Origin of the sequence: Pseudobutyrivibrio ruminis HUN009 (assembly GCF_000703005.1) — a bacterium.
Lineage (GTDB): Bacteria > Bacillota > Clostridia > Lachnospirales > Lachnospiraceae > Pseudobutyrivibrio > Pseudobutyrivibrio ruminis_A.
Genome location: NZ_JNLH01000001.1, coordinates 414,866 through 433,568 on the forward strand (window position 1 = coordinate 414,866; position 18,703 = coordinate 433,568).

Below are 18,703 nucleotides of genomic sequence, written 5' to 3' on the forward strand. Positions count from 1 at the left end.
TCTGCGTTGAAAATAAACGGATAGTTGAAAAAGCTTATCGTAGAACTGTCGGGAGAAAGGATAAATCAAACTAAAAACCCAGCCTTCGTGGCTGGGTTTTGCTATATACTGATGTTATTTTTCGAAGTGTTGGTAGTCTTTGGAGGAGGTCCAGGCACCGCCCCATGTGAAGCCGTGGGCTGTGAAAAGCTGGTAGGCCAGATCATTTTCGTCGATTTTGTATGGGAAGTCGGCGCTGCGATCTACGTATGGTGCTCCGTTGGCTGGTTCGATGCTGAGGGCGCCGTCCACGGTTTTAACGTATGGGTTGTACAAAGGGTTGATGTCGATAGCTAGACCTGCACCATGGTTTGAAACCTTTGTGGTATGGCTGATGAATCTGAAGTTGAAGCACGAGGAGTTGTTGTCAGCCATTGAGGCTTCGTCCTCTGCGTTGTATTCATCCACTAGCTTTATTTTTTCGATTGGATATTCCGCCTCATATAAAGCTTCGAAGATTTCAAGGAGGTCTTCTGCTATGGATTTGTTGCAGATGATTTCGCCCTCATGAGTCTGTCCATCAAAGCCTACGTGGAGCACGTGAAGGTATCGTAAATCCGATACGGGAATTGTGCAGTCATCCTTGTAGGATTTTCCTTTGATTCGTGCAAAGATCTCGCTATCCTCTGTGAATTCTATTCCATAAAAGTTCTCTGTGTCTTTTACATTTGTTGTAGTCATTTTCGTTTCCCCTGGCTGTGTAGATTCTTGTGGTTGCTCGGCAGATTCCGGATTAGCGGATTCAACTGAAGGAGCACCTTCAGATGTCACTTCAGGTGTAGATTCAGCAGACTTATGATAAAAGAGTACCACAGCGCATGTTAACACTATAAGAATTACTATAAAGCCAATTAATAATTTCTTTTTCATAATTCCTCTAAATCATCCATCCACAAATGTATCTGAACTCCACCAGGAATATCCGATATCGTTCCAGTGATATCAGCAGTCTCCAAAAACGCTAAATCGATGCTGTCGGTAAGAATAGTTGGATGAGTAACAATATTTCCATTTTCATCAAATGAGCCATTGTTCTCTACAAAAATTTTACAAGCATTACCCTTGAAATCTTTTCCTTCAAGAATATATCTAGCTGATAATGCTCTGGCACTGCCTTTCATTTCCCTTTGGGTGTCCACGCCGCCTGGAAGAATAATTCCGTTGAAGTATTCTCCAGTAGCATCACCATCGAAGTGAATCATCAATGCTTCTCCATTTTGCCCTTTCACTTCATCAAACTTTGTCAGTTTTACGTTTACTGTTAATATTTCTTTCTTCATAACAAGAGTCCCTTTTACTCTTTATTTCTCGTCAACAACTTGGAACACTAAGAACTTGAGGTAGTAGCTTTCGTCAGCGGCCCAGAGGATGGGATGGTCTGGAGCCTGTGTGCGGAATTCTACCTGGCGTAGGCGCTTGTGGGCAGCCTGTGCAGCCTGGCCAATTACCTTTACGAAGAGTTCCTGAGTCATGAAATGAGAGCATGAGCAGGTAGCAAGGTAGCCGCCGTCCTTAACAAGCTTAAGGCCCTTCATGTTGATTTCACGGTAGCCCTTCATTGCGTTCTTTGTAGCCTCACGCGACTTTGTGAAAGCAGGTGGGTCGAGGATTACAACGTCGTACTTTTCCCCAGCTTCTGCAAGCTTTGGTAGTTCATCTAAAACATTGGCCTGACGGAATTTAACAGTTGAATCCAAGCCGTTGAGCTTTGCGTTTGCTGTAGCCTGAGATACTGCGAACTCTGAAATATCAAGACCTGTTACATCTGCTGCTCCTGCGATTCCAGCATTAAGGGCAAATGTACCCATGTGTGTAAAGCAATCCAAAACTTTCTTGCCTTTGCAAAGGCGCTGAATAGCTAGACGATTATATTTCTGATCAAGGAAGAAACCTGTCTTCTGTCCATTTACTACATCAACCATGTAGTGAACACCATTCTCGACGATTTCCACGTTTGTATCGAACTCGTCTCCGATAAATCCCTTATATGGTGCTAAGCCCTCTTTCTTGCGGACTGCTGCATCGCTACGCTCATAAACGCCACGCACGCTAAATCCGTCTGCAGCCATTGCCTCTTTAAGGTAATCTACAATCTGTAGCTTAAACTTATCTATGCCAAGTGCAAGTGATTCCACAACAAGCACATCATCGTACTTATCGATTACAAGGCCCGGAAGAAAATCAGCCTCCCCGAAAATCACTCTACAGCAGTTCAAATCCTTCTCAAGTAATACGTTTTTACGATAATTCCAGGCATTCTGCACTCTCATTTTAATGAAGTCATCATCAATTATCTGATCCTTTTTACGTGTCATCATGCGAACACGAATCTTGGAATTAGTGTTGATGAAACCACGGCCCATCATGTATCCATCGAAATCATGGACAACAACTATATCTCCATTCTCAAAAGAACCCATAACTGAGTCTATCTCATTATCAAATATCCAGGCGCCTCCAGCCTTAATTGTACGGCCCTCGCCTTTTTTTAATGTAACAATTGCTTCGTTCATAATAACCTATCTCTATAATTCAATTAATTCATATTCAAGACTTCCTACACCAAGCTTTGCAGCTGTAGCAGGTGTGTGCTCGCCATTTCTGGATGTAACTCTCTCAAGGAAGTGATCACGTCCAACATCCTTTGAAGCATATACTAAATCAAGGCAAGCTCTATCGATTGCAACAGGATCCAAGCTTGCAAGGATACCAATATCCTTAAGGCATGGGTCCTCAGCTACTGCACAACAATCACAGTCTACTGACATATTTGCCATAACATTGATAAATGCAATGTTCTTTCCAAAGTGGTCTACTACTGCTGACGCAGCCTCTGCCATACTTTCAAGGAAAGCGTTCTGCTCTGGCAAGTCGTTCCAAACAATATCCTGCTCACTAGCTTTATTGTATTTGCCAGCCGAGTGGATTTGTACCTTGCCTGCACATGATGCACAGCCAATTGAAAGCTGCTTTAAAGCTCCGCCGTAGCCTCCCATTGGATGTCCCTTAAAATGAGAAAGTACAAGCATTGAATCGTAATTAAGGAAGTTCTTTCCCATTATATCAGTCTTAAGATGGGTACCGTTTTTGATCGGAATTTCGATATCTGGTCCTTCAGCATCCATCAAATCAACATCAAAAAACTCATTCCAGCCATGTCTCTTTAATAATTTGATGTGCTTATCTGTGTAGTTTCTTTCACCTTCGTAGGCTGTGTTGCACTCTACAATAGTGCCGTTCACATGCTCTACCATTGGTTTCCAGAATTCAGGCTTTAGATAATTCTGATTGCCTTCCTCACCAGAATGCACCTTTACGGCAACCTTACCTGGTAATGTGATTCCAAGCTTATCGTACATTTTTACTACAGCTTCTGCTGTAACGTCCTTAATAAAATAAACTTTTGATGCCATAGATACCCTCCTACAAATCATTTTATATTTTTTATTTTAGTTTATTATTTATTCAAAAATCAATTTCAAAAAATCGTATGACATGTTGTAGATAGTAGTCTTTGCATATGACAGCTTTACCTGGTCCATAGCCTCCATCTGCTTGTCCGTAGGGTAAACATAAGGATAGATGCCATACATGTAAGGGAAGAATGCATATCTAATCTGTTCGCATTTTTTCTTATCAATCCCCTCTAAATTCTTTGCCAGGCACTCTTCGAAAATATCTACAGATTCCTTGAAAGCACTTTTGAACTCTGCCAATAATTCCAGTCTGCTGTTATCCTCAATCTCATAGAGATTCATTGCAGATATCTTTAGAAGTGTTTTTCTTTCCTCCATTGTCTTTGCAATGGCCTTAGCCAAATTATCTGCATCAAGCTTTGTTCTAGTCTCTGTGATTGCTTTTAAATCTTCGTTCCACTTTAAATATTCTCTAGTAAGAATGCCTAGGAATATTTCCTCTTTTGTTTGGAAATAATTGTATATAGATGGACGAGAAAAACTGGTTTCTGTGCTGATATCCTTTATTGTGATACTATGAAAGCCTTTTGTTTCATAAAGCTTTTCACAAGCATCCATTATTTCTTCTCTACGTTTATCAATAGTTTCTTTTAATTCAACTGCCATTTGGCCACCACTACTTTCTTATAAATGACTGATCCTGCTCAGGAAGCTCATCTGAAGTAAAACGCTCCACTGTCATATGCAAATCATATTTCTCTCTAAGCTCTGCAATTTTAGCCATCATAGGTGATGCATGATGCACATCAATTGCTTCCTGGTTCTCCCAGCTATCTATCAATAATACTGTTTCAGGGTCATCAAAGGAAGTGTAATATTCATAGCGAAGATTACCTGCCTCTTCCCTGATTTTCTGAACAGTACCACTGCTTATCATTTCCTCAGCAAATTTCTTCGCTGCTCCGTTTTCGCCCTTATATCTAAGATTTACTGCTATGCTCATAACGCCCCTCCAATCTGATGACACCATGTCAATTATCTATACTATACCATCTTGCTGACACGATGTCAATTTCAATAACCAAAAGCCTTGCATTTTCCTGACATCCTTTAAATTAATAATCTTTTTAGACTTTTTAATTAGTAAAAATCAGTGGATAGATTTATACTAATAAAAAAGATTATTAATAGGAGGAATAATAATGTACTACGGATATGGATACGGTTATGGCATAGATCCAACACTTATTCTTGTATTGATAGGTGCTGCTATCAGTGCTCTTGCATCTATGAATGTTCAGGGCACATTTAGCAAATACAATAGAATTAGAAATTATCGAGGACTTACATCTAACCAAGTGGCAGAACATATACTTCACTCCGCTGGTATTTATGATGTAAAAATAGAACGGATAAGAGGAAATCTGACTGATCATTATTCACCAAATGAAAAAGTACTTCGTCTTTCCGATGCAACCTACGGGCAGACAAGTGTCGCTGCAATCGGTGTAGCCGCTCACGAATGCGGTCATGCCATTCAACATAAAGAGTCCTACGCACCACTTAAACTTCGCGCCCTTTCAGTGCCGCTAGCAAATATTGGTTCAAAAGTTTCATGGCCAATTATTCTCATCGGACTTTTACTAGGGTACTCTACAATCGCAGAACTTGGTGTTTACCTTTTTTCATTTGTAGTTATTTTTCAGTTGATTACTCTTCCAGTGGAATTTGATGCTAGTGCTCGTGCACTTAGAATTCTCGATGAGGATAGATTATTAGAAGAGGATGAGCATAGAGGTGCAAAAAAAGTGTTGAAGGCAGCAGCGCTTACCTATGTGGCAGCTTTATTTACTACTATCCTTCAACTACTTAGATTAGTTTTGATTGTAAGCAGGGTAAGTCGTGATGACGACTAAAACACTCTTTCCGGCATACTTTTTGATTGATATTGCATATAGCTAACTTTATAAACAGTAACGAATGCTTTTGGGTCTACCTTATCTATATAGGCCATGAGCTTTTGGAATTCGCCTTTATCAACAATAGTGATGATCTCATCGTGCTCTTCCATTCTGTAAGCTCCTGTCACCTTGTAAACGCTGGCACCACTGTGAAGCTCATTTAGAATGTAATCTCTAATTTGAGCTTCATATGGTGAAACTATACATACACGTCTTTTTAATTTCTGGTCAAATATAAAATGATCAAGCACCATTCCATTCAAATATGTTCCAAGTATACTTAAAACAACTGTCTTTGAATCATAAGCCAGTGCTGAAGACAATGCTATGCACAGCCCCGCAATAGACATGGCTTTTCCAATATCTATACGAAAATATTTATTAAGAATCTTTCCAACTATATCAAGTCCACCTGATGATGCATTTCTATTAAATAGAATTGCGCTACCAATACTAACCACAAAAATATAGCAAACAACATCAAGAGTAGCATCACCTGTGAGAGATGTGTAATCTGGCAACATTTTTTCAAATATACCAATTACAACAGGAAGCAAAATTGATGTATATACTGTCTTGTAACCAAATTCTGGACCGCAAGTGATAAAGCCAATTATGAGCAATACCACATTAAGCACCATAGTGATTTGTGACACTGAATATGGAATAAAATTTGTCAGCACAATGGCAAAGCCTGAAATACTGCTGACTGCTGCATGACTTGGCATCATAAAAAAGAATACAGCCGAACCTATAATTATGCTGGCAATTGTAAGAATGAAAAGTTCTTTGATAACGGATTTAACATTCATATTGTTTACCTACCCTATGTTCTTAATCCTTGTTTTAATTAACTAGGCGACTAATAGAGTACGGCTTGTATTCCCAAATGTCAATATGATAATTACTTCAAATTTTCCTCAAAGAAGCTCTGTAACTTATCGAATGGAATATAATTGCTATCACCACCATCATAAAGATCTGTATGGCTTGCATTTGGAATAATCATAAGCTCTTTGTTTGCAGTATATTTACTGTCTTTTGTCATGTTCTCATATGCATCCTTGCCGAAGTAAAGGGAATGAGCTTTCTCTCCATGGATAATTAGAACTGCGCTTCTGATTTCATTTGTATACTTTAGTATTGGCTGATTCATGAATGACTCACATCCAATTACATTCCATCCACCGTTAGAATTAAGGCTACGCTTATGATATCCTCTGTCAGTCTTGTAGTAATCATAGTAATCCTTAACAAAGAATGGGGCATCCTCAGGAAGTGGATCAACAACTCCTCCGCCAAGCTTGTACTCTCCTGCCTTTAAATCTTCCAAACGCTGTGCGCACATAGCAGCCTTTTTCTGATATCTAGCTTCTTCATTATCCTCAGAATCGAAGTAGCCATTTGCATTAACTCTTGTCATGTCGTACATAGTAGCGGCTACAGTTGCTTTAATTCTTGTATCAAGAGCTGCTGTATTAAGTGCCATTCCGCCCCAACCACAGATACCTATGATGCCGATTCTCTCAGGATCTACCTTTTCATTTAATGAAAGGAAATCTACTGCAGCCATGAAATCCTCTGTATTAATATCAGGAGACGCCATGTATCTAACATTTCCACCAGACTCACCTGTGAATGATGGATCAAATGCAATTGTAAGGAATCCTCTTTCTGCCATAGTCTGAGCATACAAGCCTGAGCACTGCTCCTTTACTGCACCAAATGGGCCAGATACTGCAATTGCAGGAAGCTTGCCCTCAGCATTCTTAGGCACATACATATCTGCTGCAAGAGTGATGCCATAGCGGTTTACAAATGTAACCTTCTGATGATCCACTTTGTCGCTCTTCGGAAATGTCTTATCCCAATCTATTACTAAATTTAAACTCTCAACCTTAATCATTTTAAATACCTCCATTTGCTATTATAAATTGAATTTATTTCAAAATCGTGGTACGATGATTGTATGTTAATACCTAAAGTTAACTTTAGGTCAAGCTTTAATTTGAAAAAATTTTGGAGGAATATCTATGTACTCAATTGGACAAGTTTCAGAAATGTTTAATATACCTGTATCAACCCTTAGATACTATGACAAAGAAGGCTTCTTTCCAAACATGGAACGTCAATCTGGAATCAGAAAATTCTCAGATAGAGAAATCGGAGCTCTTCACATCATAGAATGCCTAAAAAGCTCCGGCTTAGAAATAAAAGAAATCAAGCAGTTTATGGAGATGACCACCAAAGGCGCCGAAACCTACGCCGACAGAAAAGCTCTTTTTGAAGCCCGCCGTGATGCAGTAGAAGCAGAAATCGCCAACCTGCAAAAGACGCTCGACATGCTCAAATACAAATGCTGGTACTACGAGCAGGCCATGGCCGACGGCAGTGAAGACCGCATCAATGCCATGCTCCCCGACAAACTTCCACCAGAAATCCAAAAACTCTACGATAGCGGAAACGGACGCCACTAGGCTTGTAGTTTGTTTTGGGCCTGGCACATACAGCATCACCCCGCCCGCTAATACAATCGCAGATTTAGGATTACCTAAATGTGTAGTCGCCCATATTTATTAGTAGGTGTTCTTACAAAGTTTTACAATTCTATCGGTAAGTTATGGGTGGAGACGGACAAACACTACTCTGAGTAATCATCTGTCTTAAGCTAGCTTTGTATTTATTACTATTTGCTTTGGAGTGAACGTAGAATAATAAAAACAGGTTTTGTAATAGATAAGCATGAGGCGCCATGGACGGCGCCGAGAGCCCGACAACGAAATGGACTGAGTTAAAGGGCGGTGCTTATATATACAAAACCTGTTTTTTAATTATTCTTGGTGAACGGAGTAGCAAAAGTAATAATACAAAGACTAGTTAAGACTAGATGATTATGTAAACTAAAATTGTCCGCCCCACCCACACATTACCTTCGAATAGTAAAAGCTTCGTAAGTACACCTACATATGGGCGACTTTACACATTAAGGTAATCCATAAATCTGCTCAAATGATATTAGCGGGCGGGGTGATGCTGTGTGTGCCAGGCCCAAAACATAATAAAAAGGACGCCGTGTGGCGTCCTTTCCTTTAGTCTCTAGAGAATACGTCTCTGGTGTATACTTTGTCTTTTACGTCGTCCAGGCATTTGTCGTAGCGGTTTGCAATGATTGCATCGCTCATGGCCTTGAACTTTGAAAGGTCGTTAACGACCTTGGAGCCGAAGAATGTTGTGCCATCTTCGAGTGTTGGCTCGTAGATGACTACTGTAGCGCCCTTGGCTTTAACACGCTTCATAACGCCCTGGATTGAAGACTGACGGAAGTTGTCTGAGTTAGACTTCATTGTAAGGCGGTAAACGCCGATTGTAACTTCCTTTTCGGCTTCCTTGCTGTACTGGTTGGCCTCTTCGTAGCCGTAGTAGCCAGCCTTTTTAAGAACCTGGTCAGCAATGAAATCCTTACGTGTACGATTTGATTCTACAATTGCACGTATAAGCTCCTGTGGAACATCGTTGTAGTTTGCAAGAAGCTGCTTTGTATCCTTTGGTAAGCAATATCCGCCGTAACCGAATGATGGGTTGTTGTACTGATCTGTGATACGAGGGTCAAGGCAAACGCCCTTGATGATAGCCTGTGTATCAAGCCCCTTTGTCTCTGCGTATGTGTCAAGCTCGTTGAAATAGCTGACGCGGAGAGCAAGATATGTATTAGCAAAAAGCTTTACAGCCTCTGCCTCTGTGAATCCCATTACAAGTGTGTCGATGTTTTCTTTGATTGCGCCTTCCTGAAGAAGTGCTGCAAACTCATGAGCAGCCTTTGTAAGCTCAGCATCTTTTTCGTCTGTACCAACGATGATACGGCTTGGATAAAGGTTGTCATATAAAGCGCGAGATTCGCGAAGGAACTCTGGGCTGAATAAGATTTTGTCAGAGTCCATCTTTTCACGGATGCGCTTTGTGTAACCTACTGGGATAGTAGATTTGATAACCATGAACGCATTTGGATTAACCTTTTTTACAAGCTCGATAACTGCCTCTACTGCAGATGTATCGAAGTAATCCTTTGTGCTGTCGTAGTTTGTAGGTGTTGCGATAACTACGAATTCAGCATCCTTGTATGCAGCCTCTCCATCAAGAGTAGCTGTCAAATCAAGCTCCTTGTTTGCAAGATAATCTTCAATCTCTGCATCAACGATTGGAGACTTTCTATTGTTAATTAATTCAACCTTTTCCGGAATAACGTCAACTGCTGTTACGTGGTTGTGCTGCGCCAAAAGTGTAGCTATTGAAAGTCCAACATAACCTGTACCAGCCACTGCAATTTTTCTATTCATAATAATCTCCTAGTCCGCCAGTTACGCCTACAAGCCTAATAATTTCTCCGCTCGACAGAACATCTCGCTTGAGAAATATTAGAGCTTGCTGTCTACTGGCTCACATAAATATTATTGTACACAAATTATTATTCTTCTTTTAAGCGATACCACCCATCCAAGATTGAAAGATTTGGATTGTAGTATGGATCGCCTTTTTCTAAGATATCAGGCCAAAGTTTTTCTAATTTTTCTACCTCTGAATTAAAACGAGCAACCTTCTCTCCTGTGTCTTCATATCCACGAGATTTGGACTCGTAGTGGTAAAGCTCTGCATGAGGATTATATACCACTAAGTAACCTTTGTCACGGACCTTCATACAGAAGTCCACATCATTAAAGGCAACTGCCAATTCTTCAGTAAGTCCGCCTACCTCTTCAAATACATCCTTGCGTACCATCAAGCAGGCTGCTGTAACTGCAGATAAATCCTGAGTTGTTACAGCTCTGAACATATATCCTGGCTCGCTTCTTTCAAGACCAACGAATGTGTGACCTGCGATACCGCCAATACCCATAACAACACCGGCATGCTGCACTGTGTTGTCCGGATAATAAAGAAGTGAACCACATATACCAACATCAGGGCGAAGGCAAACATCAACCATTTCCTTGATGCAGTTTTCATTGATAATCTCTGTATCGTTATTTAAGAGCAAATACATCTCACCGCTGGCTGCCTTGGCGCCGCAGTTGTTGATTGCTGAGAAGTTGAAGCCTGGTGTTTCGTAGCGAACGATTTTAACATCAGGACGATTCTCGATGCTCTTGTAATATTCGAAAGTTTCTGGCTCTGTAGAATTGTTTTCTACAATGATGAACTCAATATTTTTGTATGAGCTGCGGGCGTCGATTGATTTGATGCACTTATCCAAATCATCTGTATGATCCTTGTTTGGAATGATGATAGAAACAAGTGGCTCCTTGCCCCAGTTGTATACTGTGCGGTATGTGCCATAGAAGGTATCCTGCTCAACCTTTGCGGGGATACCCATTCTGTCGTAGTGTGCCTGAACAGCCTTGCAACCAGCATCAAAAGCATAAAGCTTGCTTTCTGCGCTCATGGCTGTAGATGCTGCATGACTACGCCAGTGATAAAGGGCCTTTGGCACGTGATGGATGTTTTTTGCAGCCTCGCAATATCTCAAAATCAAATCGTGATCCTGAGCTCCATCATACTCTTTATTGAATCCGCCAACTGTGTCATACAAGCTGCGCTTGAAGATGAAAAGATGGCAGATGTAATTTACTGAACAAAGTAAATCCAGATTGAAATCTGGCTTGAAGACAGGCTCAAAGTATTCCTTAGAATCCATTGAGATTTTGTCCTCATCAGTGTAGATAACATCTATGCTGCGGTCCTTGTTGATTGCAGCAACACACTCGTACATTGCATTTGGAGCAAGTGTATCATCGTGATCTGAAAGGACGATGTAGTCACCTGTTGCAAGTGCAATTGCGGCATTAGTGTTTTCAGAAATACCAAGGTTGTCATCTAGGTGTGTGTATTTAATTCTGCTGTCAGAACCGTATTTTTTATTAATGAACTGGCCTAATGTATCATCAGGGCTACCATCTGCAAGACAAAGCTCCCAATTTGGATATGTCTGAGCAACGATGGAATCAATGAGCTCCACAAGAAATTTCTCAGGAGTCTGATACATTGGAATTACAATACTCATAAGTGGATTGTATTCGAATTTCTCATCCCTCTGACGCTGAAGCTCTACCTCTGTAGGGCCAAAGCTTGTAAGGAAATCCATGTATGTGTATTTAGGAGCATCTGCATCCTTCAGCTTGTCGATGGCATGCTTGATTGTAGCACCAAGGCCGTTGTCCTGACGGTAAAGCTCGATACGCTCCCAGAGAGTTTTCTTTGGAAGAAGGTTGCCTCCAGTAAGAACGTGCTCTGTATCTACCTTGCAATCATAAACCTGACCGTTTGCAGTGATTGTCATACGAAGCTTTTTATAATCGCCCTTGTCAAAAACAATCTCAAGACCAGAATCACATTTCTCAGTAAGCTCAGGATAAACTCCATAAACATCTTTTCTGAACATACGCTTAACAGAGATTGGAATCTCTTTATCCCCATCATAAAGATGGAACTCCTCAGGAACATTTCCGATTGCCCAACCAAGAATCTGAATCTTGTCGTCTGTGACTGCTGCACGCTCAAGATTGTATTCGTACTCTTTTTTAAGCTTAATCAAATCCTTGCCAGTGGCCTTGTAAACCACTGAACGAACCTGATTTTTATCTCCTGCTTCTCCCAGAACACAGATAAGCTTCAAGCTCTTTACCTGACGCAAATCCTCTGGCAAGTTAATCTCACCAACGTATTCCTTGGAAACGCTTTTGTGAGCGGCAATGTATCTACGACGAACTTCATTGCCTTCGTTGATGGTCAAATCCAAATCATATGGCTTGCCATTCATCTCACAAACAAGACTGTATCCCTTTGGATTATCAAATGGATAAAAGCCTTGGAATAATAATGTATTTTTCTTTAATAGGTGATATCTGATGAATACCACATTAAAAGTATCTCTCAAAATATATTTCCTTCTAAGTAATTATTTGGTGCAGGGATTATTTAACAACCCAGGTACCAGTTTTTACATCAAATGTCTGGACGCCACCACGGCTGTAACCATCCTCAACTGTGAGTGTGGATACAATCTCTTCTGTTAACGTACCGTCTGCAATTATATCATAGAATAAATCTTCTACAAGTTTTGCATCAGCTAAAAGACCATCTGACAGATTTCTGCTGGCATTTGCATACTGCTTCACGAAGTCTAAAATACCAGACTGAAGCATTTTCACATCATCGCTAACATAATCGTCGTCCTTGAAGTGCGGAGTAGGTACGCCATTTTCCATAGTGAAATTAATAAGCTGACCAAATGGTGCTGACAAAGCGCTCTCCAAAAACAGCTGATACTTGAGAAGCTTGCTGTTAGGAATCTCCTTTGGATCAGTGATGGTGTAGATAGCATCTGCTCTTCCACCGATTCGCTCAGGCTTGTTTGAATGTAGTGCCAAGTAATGGCCTGCGATATCTCTGCCTGTAAGCTTCATCAAGAAGTACTGAATTGTACCTGAGAATCCCACATCCACGACAGCTAAATCCGAAGATGTTGCAAGGAATTCACTGGCATAGTTCATGTATGCATTCTTTTCAGTTTTGCTTCTTTCAAAGATTTCTTCTTTGTATGGCTGAATAGCCTTCATAAGCTCGTCTGTGTCTGTCTCGTAATCGAACTGCTTGTCCTCATCATCCTCGTGAAGCTGAATGCCAAATCTTTCATTCAAAAGATTGCTGAAGCTTCCCTGATATTTCTGAGAAAGGAGCTCTCGAATATCCTCGTCATTTTCAAGAGCAGGCACTGCGCATGCTCTTCTTGATGTAAGGAAGTAATGGATGTCTGGCAAAGCCTCACCCTTTTGATTGCAGTACTCTTTAATGAGCTGCTCAAGCATATAGCCCTCTCGAGACAATAGAAGCAGACTTTCTTTTTCGCTGGCATTTTTATTAACAAGCCACTGAACAAATCCTGCCATCAAAGGCCCCATTGTGGAATAACCAAAGTCGTAGTTATTCTTGAAATGAAGACCGCCCTTTTCATCAAAGGCAAATGGAGAATTGAAAATTCCTCCGTTTATAACCTGTCCTAGTACAAGTGAGTTTGCAATACTCTTACTTGCATAGTCCTTCAAATAATCAAAGTCTGATAGCTCAAGCATAGCAGTTGGATTGAGGACGATATGGCTAGCCACGCCCTTATCCATAAGTATCTGTGAGTCAGAACAGAAGTTGTCCCCGACATGGATGAAGCTTGAAGGGTTTATACCTGACAAAAGCATATCCCACATTGAGCCATCATCTTTTCTTGCTCCAACTTCGCATGAGATGAAAAGCTCATCATAACCACCAATTCCGCACTTGTGAAGAAGTCCAACAACCTGTGCACGGTTGAGATACATATCGCTGACAAGGATAACATGACGTCCCATGGATTTTACTGCGTTGAACACATCCACCATATCCTTACGAGGAACGCAAAGGCGTGTTTCGATGTCCACCTCAAGCTTTTTGATATCCATCGCGAAATCGCCAAGTGTTCTATCCTTTGCCACCTCCACATAAATCTTGTCCAAAGTTGTCATTGGACCAAACTGAGCTGTTGCAGCTGCCTCGGCATTTTTTCGAATCTTAAGGAAATCAACTTTCTTGCCGTACTTTTCAAGAATAATACGGCTTATAAGATTGAATACATCATCTGGCTTGAAGATGGTACGAGTAATCAATGTGTCGAAAATATCGAAGGATACCACATCATATCCACCAAGCTTCATTGCAAGAAGCTCTTTATCCACCTTGAAGGTGTTGAAAAATGGACGAAGGCTCTTGTTCTTAACTGTGTCCTCTGAATCAAGATAAAGGATGAAATCGTCGTATCCCTGCTTTCTTGAAACAAATGGAAGAATACGCTCCAAGGCATGAGCAAATGTGCCATCTGTCTGGCCTTGCTCCCTTGGGAAATCATCATATGTGTATCCCTTTTCAAATAGTGGACGAAGTGCATCTGTTCTAGCCCAGAAGAATGAACCCGCTGGGTAGTTGAATACTGATGGCATCTCGCCTAAATCAAACTCATCAAAAAGTTCCTTTGCAATGCCTGCATTTTTCAACCATGAATAAGCGATGGTTGGAACCTCCTCCTGAATATCAGGATAGATAAGACCTGCATTGCTGTTTTTAAACAAATCAAAAATCTGATTAATCTTGTCTGGCGAACCAAGTAGCAGCTCAAGAGAAAATCGTCTCCATCCGCCCTTTTCCTCACCTGAATACAAAGATTTCTTTGAATGGATATGAAGGAAATAATCATGATTCAAAATCTCCGGACCAAACTTTACATAAAGAGGTGCAAGGTCGCGGCCTCTGTTTGGAAGGTTGCGGATATCGATTTTCTGAACCTGCTTAAGCTCCTTTAAGCCTGCCTTGATTGCATTTACATCTGCATCCTCCTGGCAGGAAATATATAAATCAAACTTGAATGGGATGTTTGCAAAATAGCTAACAAACTCTGGCAACAAATCTACATAGAAAAGATGAAGATGCACTGCCACCGATAGCTGTGGCTCACCTTGCGCAGCACGGCGTTTTGCTTCCTTGGCAGCTGCCTTGGCACGCTTTGCCTCTTCTTTGGCTACACGCTTTGCCTGGCGAGCAGGAGTATCCTTGCCTGTCAAAAATGATTTGAATGCGCGGATATTTTCCAAGGTCTTGTAGCCACGAGTATTAACTGTATTCTCGTAAATTGTACGAAGCTCAGCATTTACAGCCTCGATGTTTCTGATGTGCACATCCTTTGCTTCGATTAATTCCTGGAGCTGCTTGATTTGATAATCACGGCTGGCAATGGCGAAATCTGCACCTGTCTTGCTACGACTGTTTGCATGCTCTCTAAGCTCGTGAAGATTTTTGACATCCTTGAAAATGTATCTAGACTGGAAGTGGTCTTCCATCTTTTGATATACTTCTCGTTCTGCATCTGGAATGTCTACCAAGTGCTCTGGCAAATCGCTGAACTTGCAGGCTCTATAGAACACATAGTTGATTGGCACCAAAAAGTCGAAGGTCCACTCGTAGTCAATAATCTCCCATCCTTTTGCTGTCTTGATAACATTGTCAAAAATCAAATCAACATCAAGGTAATTTGCTGCAAGAACGCCTCTTGGCAAATCAACATCTCCAAAGACCTCTCTGAAACCATCTGAAACAGCAAATTCCTTTGCATTTTTCATGTAAGCATTTTTAACAGCTTCGATAAACTGCTGAGCATCGGCTGATGTGAGATGCTCACCTTCAAGGAATTCACTTTCGATTTTGTCGTCAACCAAACTACTTTCGTTAACGCAAAAATCAGAGCCTTGCAATGCGTCCTGCAAGCCTCTGTAACTATCAAAAACTCTTTTTATATGTGCTATTCCTTGTTCATCGTAAGGGCGTTTAATTACTACCTTTCGTCCATCCCTTTCCACAATATCGGTGATGATATTGTATTTTGGGTTACGCTCGTTCGAAAGCTTTTCATATAGTAGTCTATCCATTATTTTGCAATGAGCAGATAGTCACCTGCTCCTCCCCCTATATAATCCTCAGCATAAATCTCTGTTGTAAACAAATAATCTGGGCTGACGCGATATGTGGTGATTTCACTGAAGCCAGCTTCTTTTAAAAGTCGCTTTGTAAAATCTGCAATTCGATCCTTTTCTGGCAGGGCATATACCAATCTGCCATCCGCTGAAAGCATCTTTTTAAGAGTGGCTGGTGTTTCGTTCAAATGGCCAAGGCTTATTATGATATTAAATGTACCTTTAATATCTGAAAGCATTTCTGTAGCAACTTCAGTAACCTGTGTTGCCTGCTCCTTTAGCCATTCAACCAAAGCTTCGCTATCTGGATCAATGATGAGCACATTGTCCCCTTCACCTATTCCTACTGGCGACAAAACATTGCTTCTCAGGTGAGAAAGCCTAAGGATGGCATCCTCTGTTCCTTCATCAAAAATCCTTCTATTGTACTTTTCCTGAATCATAGCCGCTCCCCTTTACTTAACCTGGCTTACGCTAACTTTTGAATTCATATCATAAAAACCAACAGTGTTTTTAGTACTAACAACTGTGATATTCATTACATCGTACAATCTATGATAAGCCACAAAATCAACACCATCAAAACCAGTACAGCTAATAGACATCAGGTACTCGCCGCCCTGCATATCCATTTTCTGAGTAAATGTAGCAACGTATTCGCTGCCCTCCTTGCAAAGACCCACATCACACTTTTCGTACATGGTATTTGTGCCAGTAACATCGATACCCTTGAGAGTCTTGAAAGTAAGTGTGAAGATAGGATTTTCAATATCTGTATTGAAGTGCACCTTTGACTTAACAGTAAATGTGCTACCCTTCATAATTGCATTTGTATAATTACCGCTATCATCGATAACAGCAAAATCTACGATAGTAGCACGGCCATCGCCATACTCATTAACATTAGGATTGAGCTGATAATTAGACTTCCAATTATCGCCAGAATTATCATCTGCCCCACTGAATGAATCCAGTGTATCTACCTTGCTATTAAGCACGGGCTCCTGGCCAACCAATATCTTTTTATAGATATCAATCATATCCTTTGGAGCACCCTCAGCAACCTTATCGCCTTTATTGATAAGCACTGCTCTATCGCAATACTTGCTGATGGCACCCAAATCGTGGGAAACAAAAAGAATTGTCTTTCCGGCTGCCTTGAACTCTTCGAACTTTTTATAGCACTTTGCCTGGAAGAAAACATCACCAACAGAAAGTGCCTCATCAACGATGAGAATCTCTGGATCGATGTTGATAGCCACGGCAAATGCAAGTCTAACGAACATACCACTTGAATATGTCTTCACCGGCTGGAAAACGAAATCTCCGATATCAGCAAATGACAAAATATCATCAAGCTTCTCATCAATTTCCTCTTTGGTATAGCCAAGCATGGTACCATTCAAATAAATATTCTCCATACCTGTATATTCCTGATTGAAACCAGCACCAAGCTCCAGCAAAGCCGATATACGACCGTCCACCGTAACCTCACCTCTAGTAGGTGAAAGCACACCAGTAATAATCTTTAAAATGGTGGACTTTCCCGAACCATTAGTACCGATAAGTCCAACACACTCGCCCTGCTTCACAGCAAAGCTCATATCCTTCAAAGCATAATGCTCTCTATAATTCTTCTTTCTAGTAAGGCCCAGTGTATCAGCCACCCTAGCCTTATTGCTATCGTAGAGCTTATAGACCTTGTCCACATGCTCCACATTTATAACGTAATCGCTCATAACGTCTCCTAAAAAATCTTGCCTTTTATCCCAACATTTTACCATAAAACCCCGCATCCGCAAAGTCTGGCGGGCATAAAAAAAGCACCGCGGATGCGGTGCTTTATGGGCTGTGTTAGATTGCGGATAGGTCGGCGAAGTCGGTGATGACGCCATCCACGCCTAGACGCTGGAGCGAAAGCATTTGGCCCTTGGTGTCTGGGGTGTAGCAGTAAACCATGGCCCCGGCTTCGTGGATTGCACGAACGGTTTTAGGTGTGAGGGTCTTCATGTTGACTCCGTAGTATTCGGCTGGGTATCTGGTAGGTAAGGTTGATTTACCAAAGGATGCCAGCATCATGATTGGTTGTTCAGGTGCGATTTCCTTGATTTGTGATAGGTAATCGTACTTGAATGATAGGAATACTACGCGGTCTAGAAGATTATATTCTGCGCATTTTTCATAGACTTCGTTGGCAAAATCAGGGTCGTCACCGATGTCTTTGAGCTCGCAAAAAATACGCATGTTAGTAGCTTGCAAAAGAGCTAGGGTTTGATCCAGGGTTGGAATGCGCTCGAGGCGGTATTCTCTGCCGAACCATTCACCTGCGTCAACTTGCAATAGTTCTTCGTATGTATAGTCAGCGACTGATTTATCGTCGCCTGTTAGTCTTTCAAGAGTGTCGTCGTGGTAGATAACCAGCTCTCCGTCTTTGGTTTTTCTGACGTCAAATTCTACTGTTTTGGCGCCACATGCGTAGGCTCCTGCAAAAGCACTAAGGGTATTTTCGGGGTACATACCTGAGTAGCCTCTGTGAGCTACTACCTGCACCACAATATCCTCATCAGCATTTGCCGGTAAATAATAGAATTCGTTTAAGAAAACCAGAGACAATAGCAAGGTCACCATGCTGACAGCGACGGCTCTTCTTGCTTTGAAAAAACGTGGTATTTTCATATTCAGGCCCCCTTTATCAAGTTACTTATATTTTACCACTAATTCAATTGTCTGACAGTAGGCCTCAAAC

The 18,703-nt window shown here is 41.2% G+C and carries 16 protein-coding genes; 2 read left to right on the forward strand and 14 right to left on the reverse strand.

The features are described from left to right. Window positions 1–114: 114 nt before the first annotated feature. Genes BO15_RS0101870 through BO15_RS0101895 form a run of 6 tightly spaced genes read right to left on the reverse strand, consistent with a single transcriptional unit; the run spans window position 115 to window position 4,458 of the window. A complete protein-coding gene (locus BO15_RS0101870) occupies window positions 115–909 on the reverse strand; it encodes a M15 family metallopeptidase (protein WP_242843743.1) in 795 nt (264 codons plus the stop codon). Next, window positions 906–1,319, reverse strand: coding sequence for a DUF3237 family protein (locus BO15_RS0101875; protein WP_033151854.1), 414 nt, complete (start codon window positions 1,317–1,319; stop codon window positions 906–908). The genes BO15_RS0101870 and BO15_RS0101875 overlap by 4 nt, the downstream gene beginning before the upstream one ends. Before the next feature lie 21 nt (window positions 1,320–1,340). Next, the gene (locus BO15_RS0101880) at window positions 1,341–2,552 is read right to left on the reverse strand and encodes a class I SAM-dependent rRNA methyltransferase (protein ID WP_033151856.1); all 1,212 of its coding nucleotides are present in this window, start codon (window positions 2,550–2,552) and stop codon (window positions 1,341–1,343) included. Between the two features lie 12 nt (window positions 2,553–2,564). Next, the gene (locus BO15_RS0101885; protein WP_033151858.1) at window positions 2,565–3,452 is read right to left on the reverse strand and encodes a DUF362 domain-containing protein; all 888 of its coding nucleotides are present in this window, start codon (window positions 3,450–3,452) and stop codon (window positions 2,565–2,567) included. A gap of 48 nt (window positions 3,453–3,500) precedes the next feature. Then, on the reverse strand, window positions 3,501–4,121 hold the full coding sequence (locus tag BO15_RS0101890; protein WP_033151860.1) for a TetR/AcrR family transcriptional regulator: 621 nt from the start codon (window positions 4,119–4,121) through the stop codon (window positions 3,501–3,503). Between the two features lie 10 nt (window positions 4,122–4,131). Continuing rightward, a complete protein-coding gene (locus BO15_RS0101895; protein ID WP_033151862.1) occupies window positions 4,132–4,458 on the reverse strand; it encodes a putative quinol monooxygenase in 327 nt (108 codons plus the stop codon). 199 nt (window positions 4,459–4,657) lie between these two features. On the opposite strand from BO15_RS0101895, the gene BO15_RS0101900 reads away from it, so the two are divergent. Beyond that, on the forward strand, window positions 4,658–5,371 hold the full coding sequence (locus BO15_RS0101900) for a zinc metallopeptidase (RefSeq protein ID WP_033151870.1): 714 nt from the start codon (window positions 4,658–4,660) through the stop codon (window positions 5,369–5,371). On the opposite strand, the gene BO15_RS0101905 is transcribed toward BO15_RS0101900, so the two are convergent. Beyond that, on the reverse strand, window positions 5,368–6,228 hold the full coding sequence (locus BO15_RS0101905; RefSeq protein ID WP_033151872.1) for a YitT family protein: 861 nt from the start codon (window positions 6,226–6,228) through the stop codon (window positions 5,368–5,370). The genes BO15_RS0101900 and BO15_RS0101905 overlap by 4 nt on opposite strands. Window positions 6,229–6,320: 92 nt before the next feature. Next, window positions 6,321–7,322, reverse strand: a complete 1,002-nt coding sequence (locus tag BO15_RS0101910; protein ID WP_033151875.1) for an alpha/beta hydrolase — start codon at window positions 7,320–7,322, stop codon at window positions 6,321–6,323. 127 nt (window positions 7,323–7,449) lie between these two features. On the opposite strand from BO15_RS0101910, the gene BO15_RS0101915 reads away from it, so the two are divergent. Next, window positions 7,450–7,893: a MerR family transcriptional regulator gene (locus BO15_RS0101915; RefSeq protein WP_033151876.1), complete on the forward strand. Its 444-nt coding sequence runs from the start codon at window positions 7,450–7,452 to the stop codon at window positions 7,891–7,893. Window positions 7,894–8,505: 612 nt separating this feature from the next. Here BO15_RS0101915 and BO15_RS0101920 read toward each other — a convergent pair. The 6 genes from BO15_RS0101920 to BO15_RS0101945 all read right to left on the reverse strand — a co-directional run bounded on the left by BO15_RS0101920 (window position 8,506) and on the right by BO15_RS0101945 (window position 18,633). After that, the gene (locus BO15_RS0101920; protein ID WP_033151877.1) at window positions 8,506–9,750 is read right to left on the reverse strand and encodes a nucleotide sugar dehydrogenase; all 1,245 of its coding nucleotides are present in this window, start codon (window positions 9,748–9,750) and stop codon (window positions 8,506–8,508) included. Window positions 9,751–9,878: 128 nt separating this feature from the next. Beyond that, a complete protein-coding gene (locus BO15_RS0101925) occupies window positions 9,879–12,344 on the reverse strand; it encodes a glycosyltransferase family 2 protein (protein ID WP_033151879.1) in 2,466 nt (821 codons plus the stop codon). Between the two features lie 37 nt (window positions 12,345–12,381). Then, a complete protein-coding gene (locus BO15_RS0101930; protein WP_033151880.1) occupies window positions 12,382–15,912 on the reverse strand; it encodes a rhamnan synthesis F family protein in 3,531 nt (1,176 codons plus the stop codon). Continuing rightward, entirely contained in the window at window positions 15,912–16,400 is a 489-nt protein-coding gene (locus BO15_RS0101935; RefSeq protein WP_033151882.1) for a hypothetical protein, read from the reverse strand. Before BO15_RS0101935 ends, BO15_RS0101930 begins: the two co-directional genes overlap by 1 nt. Before the next feature lie 12 nt (window positions 16,401–16,412). Continuing rightward, complete coding sequence (locus BO15_RS0101940; RefSeq protein WP_033151884.1) at window positions 16,413–17,696, reverse strand: ABC transporter ATP-binding protein; 1,284 nt, start codon at window positions 17,694–17,696, stop codon at window positions 16,413–16,415. A 115-nt stretch (window positions 17,697–17,811) separates the two neighbouring features. After that, complete coding sequence (locus BO15_RS0101945; RefSeq protein ID WP_033151885.1) at window positions 17,812–18,633, reverse strand: glycerophosphodiester phosphodiesterase; 822 nt, start codon at window positions 18,631–18,633, stop codon at window positions 17,812–17,814. Between the last annotated feature and the right edge of the window lie 70 nt (window positions 18,634–18,703).